The 11,891-nt window shown below is 39.2% G+C and carries 11 protein-coding genes; 1 reads left to right on the top strand and 10 read right to left on the bottom strand.

Features of this window, described 5'->3' with window-relative positions; all coding sequences use genetic code 11:
• The 5 genes from HT688_RS04130 to pbp2a all read right to left on the bottom strand — a co-directional run.
• Positions 1–362: sigma-70 RNA polymerase sigma factor region 4 domain-containing protein (locus HT688_RS04130; RefSeq protein WP_172923580.1), on the bottom strand; the 362-nt coding region annotated here is incomplete at its 3' end.
• A gap of 120 nt (positions 363–482) precedes the next feature.
• Complete coding sequence (nusG, locus tag HT688_RS04135) at positions 483–1,019, bottom strand: transcription termination/antitermination protein NusG (protein ID WP_000376740.1); 537 nt, start codon at positions 1,017–1,019, stop codon at positions 483–485.
• 50 nt (positions 1,020–1,069) lie between these two features.
• On the bottom strand, positions 1,070–1,246 hold the full coding sequence (secE, locus tag HT688_RS04140) for a preprotein translocase subunit SecE (RefSeq protein ID WP_001210991.1): 177 nt from the start codon (positions 1,244–1,246) through the stop codon (positions 1,070–1,072).
• Positions 1,247–1,255: 9 nt separating this feature from the next.
• Positions 1,256–1,408: a 50S ribosomal protein L33 gene (rpmG, locus tag HT688_RS04145; RefSeq protein ID WP_014017356.1), complete on the bottom strand. Its 153-nt coding sequence runs from the start codon at positions 1,406–1,408 to the stop codon at positions 1,256–1,258.
• 52 nt (positions 1,409–1,460) lie between these two features.
• Positions 1,461–3,656 (bottom strand): penicillin-binding protein PBP2A, encoded by a 2,196-nt coding sequence (pbp2a, locus tag HT688_RS04150; protein ID WP_172923581.1) that lies wholly within the window; start codon positions 3,654–3,656, stop codon positions 1,461–1,463.
• 86 nt (positions 3,657–3,742) lie between these two features.
• On the opposite strand from pbp2a, the gene HT688_RS04155 reads away from it, so the two are divergent.
• Positions 3,743–4,618 carry an RluA family pseudouridine synthase gene (locus HT688_RS04155; protein WP_341774480.1) on the top strand — a complete coding sequence of 292 codons (876 nt, stop codon included), beginning with the start codon at positions 3,743–3,745 and terminating at the stop codon, positions 4,616–4,618.
• A 68-nt stretch (positions 4,619–4,686) separates the two neighbouring features.
• On the opposite strand, the gene gap is transcribed toward HT688_RS04155, so the two are convergent.
• The 5 genes from gap to adhE form a co-directional block, all read right to left on the bottom strand.
• Positions 4,687–5,694 (bottom strand): type I glyceraldehyde-3-phosphate dehydrogenase, encoded by a 1,008-nt coding sequence (gene gap / locus HT688_RS04160; protein WP_000260685.1) that lies wholly within the window; start codon positions 5,692–5,694, stop codon positions 4,687–4,689.
• A 179-nt stretch (positions 5,695–5,873) separates the two neighbouring features.
• A complete protein-coding gene (locus tag HT688_RS04165; protein ID WP_172923582.1) occupies positions 5,874–7,175 on the bottom strand; it encodes an ABC transporter permease in 1,302 nt (433 codons plus the stop codon).
• A complete protein-coding gene (locus HT688_RS04170) occupies positions 7,144–7,827 on the bottom strand; it encodes an ABC transporter ATP-binding protein (protein ID WP_172923583.1) in 684 nt (227 codons plus the stop codon). The genes HT688_RS04165 and HT688_RS04170 overlap by 32 nt, the downstream gene beginning before the upstream one ends.
• Positions 7,828–8,131: 304 nt before the next feature.
• Positions 8,132–9,052, bottom strand: coding sequence for a helix-turn-helix domain-containing protein (locus tag HT688_RS04175; RefSeq protein ID WP_001033774.1), 921 nt, complete (start codon positions 9,050–9,052; stop codon positions 8,132–8,134).
• 122 nt (positions 9,053–9,174) lie between these two features.
• The gene (gene adhE, locus HT688_RS04180) at positions 9,175–11,826 is read right to left on the bottom strand and encodes a bifunctional acetaldehyde-CoA/alcohol dehydrogenase (protein ID WP_172922079.1); all 2,652 of its coding nucleotides are present in this window, start codon (positions 11,824–11,826) and stop codon (positions 9,175–9,177) included.
• Between the last annotated feature and the right edge of the window lie 65 nt (positions 11,827–11,891).

Genomic DNA, 11,891 nt, shown 5'->3' on the forward strand with positions numbered 1-11,891 from the left:
CTTTGTTTGTTTCTATAATTTCTTAGTGTTTCATGAAAGAGATAATAATCGTCTAGCCAGAGTCCTCCATTACTTATACGATGACTGATTTCACCCACTTCTTCATAAGGTTCTTTATCATATCTTCGTTTGTGGCTTTCTTGTTTACGGATATGGTCTAAAATTCGATTACGGAATTTAGTTTTGAAGTATTTACGTAAACGAGGAATATCTTCTACTAGTCCTTCTTCTCTACTAATCAATTCATGTAAGCAAATCATTCCCTCTTGGTCCCAGTCCGATGGCTCCCATAAATGAAGGTAATATTCATTTCTACACTTATATATAATTCCCTGGACTTCTTCATACAATTCTTTAATCATTCTTTTCCCCTTTCTGTGTACAGTCTAACAGATTCAGAAACACTTTTGGCACATTTCATCCATTCTGTTCTCTACACCGTCTCAACTGCACAAAAAAGAGAGGTCTTGCCTCTCTTTGGGTTATAATTCTGCGATTTGGTTTAGGTTTACTTCTGCAACTGTGTCATTACCAAACATAGAGATAATCATCTTCACTTTGTTATTATCAATTTCTGTAATCTTACCAGTGTAGTCTGCAAAAGCACCATCAATAATACGTACAGTTTGACCAACTTCAACATCGATATCAAACTCTTGTACAGTTTGTCCCATAGAAACCAAGATATCACGAATTTCTTGTTCCAATAATGGAGTTGGTTTTGATCTATTTCCGTGAGATCCGACGAATCCTGTAACATTTGGTGTGTTTCGAACAACAAACCAAGCTTCATCTGTCATGACCATTTCTACAAGAACATAACCTGGAAAGCGATTTTCTTCTACTTCTTTTCTCTTTCCATTTTTTTCAACTTGCACTGTTTGCGTTGGAATTTCAACGCGTAAAATATTATCCAACATATTGTAGGTTTGTGCACGTTGTAATAAATTTTCTTTTACCTTATTTTCATAACCAGAATAAGTTTGTAAAACAAACCACCCTTTATCAAAACTATCCATGATATTTCCTTTCATAAATAGAAGATTTTTAGTGTACTTTCACTACTCTTCTAAAAAATGTTAATAAATCGAATCAAACCTGAAACAATCAACTGGTCAAAAATGTAAATAATTACTACAAAGAAAGCTGTGTATTCCATGATAGAACGAAAATCTCTCCAGCTTTCCTTGCGAGTTGGCCATGTTGTGTCTTTAAGAAGTCTAAAAATATCTCCAATAAAACGCATCGCTCTCTCCTATCTCGTTTCTCTGTGTGTAGTGTACTTGCCACAATGCTTACAAAATTTATTTACTTCTAGTCGTGTAGGCTTGGGGGTTCCACTAATCTTGATTGAATAGTTTCTCGAACCACAAACCGCACAAGCTAGGCTTGCTTTTTTTAGTGCCATAACGCCTCCATCTTATCTATTATAACAAGAAAGCTAGGCTTTGACAAGCATCTTAGCGAAATAGATTGACTACCGAATCCCATATTGTTTGAGCCTTTTCCTTAATCTTCGCATCCGAGATAGCCCGACTAGCCTCATCTACTAGACTTTGCGCACGTCCTCGAATATCAGACAAATTATCATCTGTCTGGCTATTATCATTGGTTTGTACTTGTTTTTTTGTGTTAGCTGGTGCAATTCCGTTTTTCTTATATGCATTTTCAACTGTAAAGGTACTTCCTGGTGTATAATGTAAAATGGTATTTGCAATATTTCTAAAGACATGAGCAGCACCATTTGATGTAGAACCCGCTAGATAGTGATTTTCATCAGTGGTTGGAAAACCAAGCCAATGACTAATCACCACATCCGGAGTATAACCAATTACCCACTGGTCACTTGTGTACTCCGGATTGAAAACTGCTTCAGTTGTACCAGTTTTCCCTGCCATGACATAGTCTGCAGGTGATGAACTAATACCTGTTCCGTTTGTAAATGTACCCAACATCATACTAGTCATCTTGTCAGCTACAGCTTTATCAATCACTCGTTTTTGTGAATGTTTATGGCTCGCAATGACCTGACCACTAGCATTTTCAATTCTACTAATAAAATGAGCTTCCGGCATTAAACCTTCATTTGCAAAGGCAGCATATGCTTGAGCCATTTGCAGAGGATTGGTTTCGACACCACTTCCTAAAGCGACGCCGAGAACACGGTCGACCTTTTCCATGTTGAGTCCAAATTTTTCTCCTGCCTCAAAAGCCTTGTCAAGGCCCAAATCATTAACAATGGCAACAGCAGGTAGATTAAGCGATTCTGCCAAGGCTTGATACATAGGAACTTCTCGACTCGTTTTAATTCCTGCATAGTTATCAACCTTATAGCTGTCATACTGCATGGTATGGTTATCCAAGAGCTTATTCAAAGCCCAACCTGCCTCAACTGCTGGCGTATAAACAACTAAAGGCTTAATTGTAGAACCAGGGCTACGTTTTGATTGAGTTGCATAGTTGAAATTCCGGAATCCAGTTTTATCATTGTCAGCAACTTGACCGACAACTCCACGAACTCCCCCTGTTTTCGGTTCAAGAGCTACACTTCCTGATTGAGCAAATGTTCCATCCTCTGCCCTCGGAAATAGCGAGGTGTTTTCATAGACAACCTGCATATTTGCTTGGTAGTTTTGGTCCAGCTCTGTGTAAATGCGGTAGCCATTATTGACAATCTCTTCCTCTGTTAAATTATACTTGGAAACAGCTTCATTAACCACAGCATCAAAGTAAGAAGGATAGCGGTAATCTGAGATTTTCCCTTCATACTTATCGTGTAATTGCGAAGTCATATCAACTTCTGCAGCTTCGGTTTCTTGGTTTTTATCAATGTAACCCGCTGCAACCATATTCTGCAAGACAGTATCACGACGATTAGTAGAATCTTCTACAGATTTCAAGGGGTTATACAGTTCCGGTCCCTTGAGCATCCCTGCCAGAGTCGCAGCTTGATCCAAACTCACTTCTGATGCAGAAACTCCAAAGTATTTCTTACTCGCATCTTCTACACCCCACACACCATTTCCAAAATAGGCATTGTTAAGGTACATGGTTAGAATTTGATCCTTACTATATTTTTTTGTTAATTCTAAGGCAAGGAAAAATTCTTTTGCTTTTCTCTCAACAGTTTGATCCTGAGACAGATAGGCATTTTTAGCCAACTGTTGGGTAATAGTAGAACCACCACCTGAACGACCAGCAGTGACAATCGCCAAGAAGAAACGGCCATAGTTAATTCCGTCATTTTTATAGAAAGAACGGTCTTCTGTCGCAATAACGGCATTCTGTAAATTTTTACTGATGTCAATCAGTTCAACGTAGGTTCCTTTTTGACCAGACAAGGCACCAGCCTCTTTTTCTTCACGGTCAAAAATAATAGTCCGAGTTTTCAAGGCTTTTTGCAAATCATTGACATTGGTTGACTTGGCTACAGCAAACAAATAGGTTCCAACTAACAAGCCTGCACTCAAACCTAGTATAAGGACAATCTTTGTTAAATGATAACGACGCCAGAATTTTCGAATCGGACCCACTTGGGCTAATTTTTTTCGATCACTACGAGAGCGACGTAAGCTAGTAGACCCAGAATCCTCTGATTCACTTGTTTCTTTTTTAAAAAGAGAAAGAAATTTCTCGAATAATTTATCTAATTTCATGCGTTTATTTTATCATCTTCATCATAGGAAGACAAGAATTTAGCTATTTCCTATCCAAATAGGGCTTTTTTTGTTACAATATCTGTATGAAATTCACATTTACATTACCAGACTCTCTACCTCCAATGACGGTTAAGCAATTACTGGAGGAACAACTCCTTATCCCTAGAAAAATCCGTCATTTTTTAAGAATCAAGAAACACATTTTGATTAATCAGCGAGAAGTTCATTGGAACGAGATGGTAAGTCCTGGAGATGTTTGCCAGTTGACTTTTGACGAGGAAGATTATCCCGAAAAAGAAATCCCTTGGGGCAACCCAGACTTAGTGCAGGAAGTTTATCAAGATCAACACTTGATTATTGTAAACAAACCAGAGGGGATGAAAACGCATGGTAATCAGCCAAACGAAATCGCCCTTCTTAACCATGTCAGTGCCTATGTTGGCCAAACCTGCTATGTCGTTCATCGTCTGGACATGGAAACCAGTGGCTTGGTTCTCTTTGCCAAAAATCCTTTTATCCTGCCCATTCTCAACCGCTTATTGGAGAAAAAAGAGATTTCTAGGGAATATTGGGCGCTTGTTGACGGAAATATCAACAGCAAAGAACTTGTTTTCAAAGACAAAATTGGGCGTGATCGCCATGACCGCAGAAAACGAATAGTTGATACAAAAAATGGGCAATATGCTGAAACGCATGTAAGCAGATTAAAGCAATTCCCAAACAAAACGACCCTTGTCCGTTGTAAACTAAAGACAGGGCGAACCCATCAGATTCGTGTGCACCTTTCGCATCATAACTTCCCTATTTTGGGCGACCCTCTCTATAACAGCAATTCAAAGACGAGTCGGCTTATGCTCCACGCCTTCCGACTGTCCTTTACCCATCCACTTACATTAGAAAAATTAAACTTCACTGCCCTCTCGAATACTTTTGAAAAAGAATTAAAAAAGAATGGATGATTGTGTCATCCATTTTTCCATATAAGAAAAGCAAGACCAATAGGCCTTGCTTTTTATCGACTCAAGAATTATTTAGCGATTTTTGCGAAGTATTCAAGAGTACGAACAAGTTGTGCAGTGTATGACATTTCGTTGTCGTACCATGATACAACTTTAACCAATTGTTTACCGTCAACGTCAAGAACTTTAGTTTGAGTTGCGTCAAACAATGAACCGTAAGACATACCTACGATATCTGAAGATACGATTGGATCTTCTGTGTAACCGTATGATTCGTTTGAAGCTGCTTTCATAGCTGCGTTTACTTCATCAACAGTAACGTTCTTTTCAAGAACTGCTACCAATTCAGTAACTGATCCTGTTGGAGTTGGAACGCGTTGTGCAGATCCGTCAAGTTTACCGTTCAATTCTGGGATTACAAGACCGATAGCTTTCGCAGCACCAGTTGAGTTAGGAACGATGTTTGCAGCACCAGCGCGAGCACGGCGAAGGTCACCACCACGGTGTGGTCCGTCAAGGATCATTTGGTCACCAGTGTAAGCGTGGATAGTAGTCATCAATCCTTCAACAACACCAAAGTTGTCTTGAAGAGCTTTAGCCATAGGAGCCAAGCAGTTTGTAGTACATGAAGCACCTGAGATAACTGTTTCAGTACCATCAAGAACATCGTGGTTAGTGTTAAATACAACTGTTTTAACGTCGTTTCCACCAGGAGCAGTGATAACAACTTTTTTAGCTCCACCTTTAAGGTGTTTTTCAGCTGCTTCTTTCTTAGCAAAGAAACCAGTAGCTTCAAGAACGATTTCTACACCGTCAGTAGCCCAGTCGATTTGCTCTGGATCACGTTCAGCAGAAACTTTAACGAATTTACCGTTAACTTCAAATCCACCTTCTTTAACTTCAACAGTACCGTCGAAACGACCTTGAGTTGTGTCGTATTTCAACAAGTGTGCAAGCATAACTGGATCTGTAAGGTCGTTGATGCGTGTAACTTCAACACCTTCTACGTTTTGGATACGACGGAAAGCAAGACGACCGATACGTCCGAAACCGTTAATACCAACTTTAACTACCATTAGTGATTTCCTCCTTATGAAAATCATGAAATTTTTATTGTGAAAAGAGTAACTTGAATCACTACAAATCACCTTTCAACAAACCTATTATATAACTATTTAAGTTTAATTGCAAGTACGGGCATTGTTTTTCTATGTTAGTTTCTTTTTGGAAGACGATAACCTAGTAACACACTTGACTATTCATACCGTAGCGATTCTACAGGATCCATTTTACTAATTTTACGCGCTGGGAAGTAGGCTGAGACATAACCAAGTAATAGAGCGAAAGCTAGAGTTCCTAAAACAGATAAAAGATTTAATTCAAAAACCTTAGTGATAGATGGGTAAAAGTGATTTACAACCGCATTCGCCAAACTTCCCACCCCTTGTGCAACCAAAAATGCCAGCAGCAAGGCGATTCCTACAATCCAGATAGCCTCGTAAATAAAAATTCCTTTGACATCACGATTTTGATAACCAACTGCCTTCATGACGCCTATTTCCTTAGAACGTTGCATAATATTGATGTAAATGATGATACCAATCATGACCGCTGCTACCACAATAGCTTGTGATGAAAGTACAATCAACAATCCCTGAATGACACGAATAAAAGTAATCACAATATCAAGAACCTTCTGTTGAGAAAGAACAGTATACTTCTTGTTTTTCTGCAATTCTTCTGTTATCGCTTTTGTTTGTGATGGATCTTTGAGTTCCAAGATAAAATAAGATACAGCTTTTGTAAATTCAGCTTCTTTCAAAATCGTTTCCATTTGATGAGACGGCATGAAACTGTTGCTGTCCTCCAGGTCATCTTCATCATTGATCACACGTACAATCTTTGTTTGAAATTGAGCAGTCTTGCTAGCTTCAGCAGCATTTTCTACAATGCTGGCTGAGACTGATTTGCCAATAACATCACTAGCTGTCAGATTTTTTCCTGTCTGTTCATTCCAATTTTTTAGTAAACTGCTTGGAATCGTCAAGCCCTGTTCATTTGAATCAGTATAGAGGGAACCGGCTAATACTTTGTCCGCCTCATTACTACTAACAGAAATACTTGTATCCTCATATAGACTCACTACTTGAGCATAAGAAGGCATCGTTTGACTCAGATCCATTTCTTGACCATCTATAGTCATATTTGACATGATCATCCCAAAAGGACTCTCCAAATATTTAATAGCTTCTTTCCCAACTGTATCCGTGATATAGTTCTTATCATCTTGGTTCAAAAAGCCTCGTCCAACATTTTTTGTGTTTAAAGCAATCTGAACTTGAGAAGGGATTTGACCTCCATTCGTATTTTCATCAATCATCGAAATCAATGCATTTCCCAAGCCGAAAGAAATTAAGACTCCTACAAAACCGATTGAGGTTGCTAGCGCAATCAATAGGTTACGCCACTTTCTTTCCATAAAGTTATTTAAAGAAAGTTTGAATTTGTTTTTCAATGATAATCCTTTATTTTTTGACTTCTTCAACAACTTCACCATCCTTCATTTTGATAATCACATCTGCATACTCGGCAACCTCTGGATTATGGGTTACGATCAATACTGTTTTCCCTGTTTGGGCTAAATTTTTAAATACTTCCAATACCATTTCTTGGGATTGAGAATCCAGCGAACCCGTTGGCTCATCTGCTACAATCATATCAGGCTGATTTACCAGTGCACGCGCGATTGCTACACGTTGCTTTTGCCCACCAGAAAGTTGTTTAACATTTTTAGCCATAAAAGTCTCCATACCCAAGTTACTTAATTGCTCCTTTGCAATCATTGTCATCTCCCTGTCAGATAAATCTTTGACATAGAGAGGTAGCTTGACATTGTCCAAAACAGACTGATGAGGAATGAGGTTAAAGTTTTGAAACACAAATCCAATCTTATCTTTACGAAATTGAGTTAGTTCAATCTCTGATAAGTCACGGAGGGATTCCCCTTTAAACTCTAAATCTCCTTCATATTGTCTATCTAAACCGCTGATGATATTGAGTAGACTGGTTTTGCCACAGCCTGATGGACCGTAAATCGCTGTAATTTTACCTTTTGCAATCTGCAGGTTAACATTTCTTAGAGCCTGCTCTTGATGTTTACCGTCCAAAGTGTAAAACTTTGAAATATTTTTAATGGATAAAATGGACATTCTTTCCCCCTTGTTTAAAACTGTTATCGTCATACATCACACTTATAGAAAATCCTTCAAGTTGATTGACCCTATAGGCCTACTACTTAGAATTTTCTCTCTATTGCCTCGTTTGCTTCTGGATGTATATCAAGTAATACTCTTCGAAAATCTCTTCAAACCACGTCAACGTCGCCTTGCCGTACTCAAGTACAGCCTGCGGCTAGTTTCCTAGTTTGCTCTTTGATTTTCATTGAGTATAAAATTCATTGTAACAAAAAAGCGGCATTTCCTCAATGACAGAAATGTCACTCCTATAAACTCTTTAACGATATCTTTCTAGATCCTCGCTCCATTCCTTATCTAAACTAACGATTAACTTCTCATTGCCAAACATCCTCGCCATCATTTTTGCTTCTTCATACTTTTGTTTGGCTGTATCATAATCCGTCTGAATATAATATTTCCACTCCACCATCAAGACAATCGGTTGTTTTTGAAAATCTCGTGTTTTTTGCCCTATTTTATTTAAGGTCTCGACTGCCCTCTTAAAATAAGGAAGCAACCCCATAATCTCTATACAAGTTAAAGAAGCTAACAAGGAGTCTCTAAGTAAGTCCAAACAATCGAACTCTATCTTATCAACCTGAGAACTTAGTTTGTCATGAAAACAAAGAATGGTTTCATGCTCAGATTCTTTTATCTCACCCATATTTAAACCATCCATTAACTGACAGTTGAAATACAGTCTCAGTTTCAACAAGTCCTCGGCTTTATATACATCTCTGGATAGCAAGTCTTGAAGACTGTCCTCAATCACACTGCTTCCATATAAGGAATTACTAGTCATTCTCACTGCATCTATAGCTTGAAGACAATCCACTAGCACTTTCTCATCACGTGGCAAATCATCATAAAAATTCTCAAAAATCTCATCGAAATATTCTTCCTTTTGTTCCTGCAACTCCTTGTCTCCATAGTCAGGATGATGTAAAAGAAAGTACTTTAATTCTTGGTAGCGTTTAGGCAATTCCTTATAATCTGGCATCAAGACGTAGGACGGAATTTCTAATCTATCTGCAATATATTCTAGGGTTTTTATCGTCGGGCGAAATTCTCCTTTTTCAATCCGCACCAACTGACGCACTGATAATTCAGACTCATCTCCGCAAAAAACTGGACGACTAAGGCCTTTCTCCTCTCTTAAAAGTCGCACTTTATCCCCTAACTCATTTATCTTGTTCATTTGCCCCTCGCATGATTATTAAAGATTTGATTTTCAAATAAATATATGCGATGATTATACCATTTTTCAAATAGAATTACAAAAAAGAGACAGGATAACTCCTGCCTCTAAACTGATAACAATTATTTACGGCGTCCTGGTCTTTCTTTGTAGCCATAATATGCATCTGCCATAATTTCTTCCATGTCAGCTACCATTGGCAAGCGTGGGTTAGCAGGAGAACATTGGTCTTCATAAGCAAGCAAAGCAATTTCATGCAAGCTGTCTTTCCAAGCTTTTTCATCAATTCCTTGATCCTGGAAGTTCATCTTGATACCTACTGCAACACCAAGTTCGTAAACAGCTTTAGCGTATGCCTCAACTGCTTCTTCTGGAGTTGAGTGAGGCAAGCCAAGCATTTTCGCGATGTCTTGGAATTTCTCATCAGCTTTCCAGTAGTTGTATTTAGGCCATGTAGTAGTCTTAGCTGGACGAGTTCCGTTGTAACGGATAACGTACGGAAGCAAGATAGCATTTGTACGTCCGTGAACAGTGTGATGAACACCACCAATCTTATGGGCCATTGAGTGGCTCATTCCAAGGAAGGCATTGGCGAAGGCCATACCAGCCATTGTAGACGCATTGTGCATTTTCTCACGAGCTTCTGGGTCAGCTGTCTTAACAGATTTTTCCAACCATTCAAAGACAAGTTTGATTGTTTGAAGCGCAATACCGTCTGTATAGTCGTTAGCAAAGTTTGAAGTGTAGGCTTCAGTCGCGTGTGTCAAGACATCCATACCTGTATCAGCAGCGATAAAGTCTGGAACTGATTCAACCAAAGCAGGGTCAACAATGGCAATAGTCGGTGTCAATGAGTAGTCAGCCAATGGGTATTTGCGGTTGTTTTTCTTATCAGAGATAACGGCAAATGGTGTTACTTCTGAACCAGTACCTGAAGTTGTTGGGATACCGATGTACTTCGCTTTCTTACCAAGTGATGGGAAGCGGAAGGCGCGTTTACGGATATCCATGAATTTTTGAACCAAGTCACGGAAGTCGATTTCTGGTTGTTCGTAGAAGAGCCACATTACTTTGGCTGCATCCATTGGTGAACCACCACCAAGAGCAATGATTGTGTCTGGTTCAAATGCTTTCATCACCTCAGCACCACGTTCTACAGTTGTGATGTCTGGATCTGGTTCAACATCTGAGAAGACTTGGATAGTTACACGGTTGCTACGTGCGTTCAATTGATCGATAACACGTTGAACGAAACCGAGTTTTTCGATAGATTTGTCTGTAACAATCAGAACGCGTTCAATATCTTCACATGTTTGAAGGTATTGGATAGAATTGCGTTCGAAGTAAATTTTTGAAGGAACTTTAAACCACTGCATATTATTTCTCCGTCTTCCGACTTTTTTGATATTCAAGAGGTTAATGGCACTAACGTTATCCCCAACTGAGTTGCGTCCGTAAGAACCACATCCAAGTGTCAATGATGGCAAGAAGGCATTGTAAACGTCCCCGATACCACCGAAAGTAGAAGGTGAGTTACAGATAACACGAATAGCTTTAACAGCTTTACCAAATTCTTTAGTCAATTCTTCGTCAGCTGTATGGATGGCTGCCGAGTGACCAAGACCGTTAAATTCAACCATTTGACGAGCCTTAGTAATACCATCTTCACGGCTTTCAGATTTCAAAACTGCGATAACTGGTGACAATTTTTCACGAGTCAATGGCTCGTTTTCACCAACTTCTTTACATTCTGCAGCAAGAATGTTTGTTCCTTCTGGAACTGTAAATCCTGCTTGTTCTGCAATCCAAGTTGCTGGTTTACCAACGATGTCAGCGTTCAATTTTGCACCAGCACAGTTTTTGCTGTTTGCTTTCACGCCGAAACAGAATTCTTCAAGAAGAGCTTTTTCTTTTTTGTTTACAAAGTAAGTGTGGTAAGATTTGAACTCTGCTACAAATTCATCGTAAATTTCTTTATCAATGATAACCGCTTGTTCAGATGCACAGACCATACCATTATCAAATGATTTAGACATGACGATATCGTGTGCTGCTTGACGAATGTTTGCTGATTTTTCAACATAAGCTGGAACGTTTCCGGCACCTACCCCAAGAGCTGGTTTACCACATGAGTAAGCCGCCTTAACCATGGCATTACCACCTGTTGCAAGGATTGTCGCAACACCTTCGTGGTTCATAAGGGCACTTGTTGCTTCCATAGATGGTTGAGTAATCCATTGCACACAGTTTTCAGGAGCACCAGCTGCGATAGCTGCATCACGAACGATTTGAGCTGCGTGAGCTGATGACTCTTGAGCTGATGGGTGGAAGGCAAAGACGATTGGATTACGTGTTTTCAAAGCAATCAATGATTTGAAAATAGCTGTTGAAGTTGGGTTGGTTGTTGGAGTAATACCACAAACAACACCAACTGGTTCAGCAATAAGAGTCAATCCTGTTACATCGTCTTCTTCGATAACGCCAACTGTCTTAGTGTGGCGCATGTTGTTTACTACGTGTTCACAGGCAAACAAGTTCTTAGTTGCTTTATCTTCAAATACACCACGTCCTGTTTCTTCAAAGGCATGTAAAGCCAATTCTCCGTGGGCATCCAAAGCTGCTACTGATGCTTTGGCAACGATGTAGTCAACTTGCTCTTGATCCAATTTACGCATTTCTTCAAGGGCAACTAGAGCTTTTTGAACCAACTCATCTACGTGTTTTTCAGCAACGAGTTTCTTTTCCTCTGGTGTCACAGTTTTTTTATCAGCCATATTTTCCTCCATAGCTTTCAAGGATCGATATCCTTTGTTAATTTTTTCACAAGTTTATTATAACG

The sequence above is a fragment of the Streptococcus sp. 1559 genome, from assembly GCF_013276735.1.
Taxonomy (GTDB): domain Bacteria; phylum Bacillota; class Bacilli; order Lactobacillales; family Streptococcaceae; genus Streptococcus; species Streptococcus pseudopneumoniae.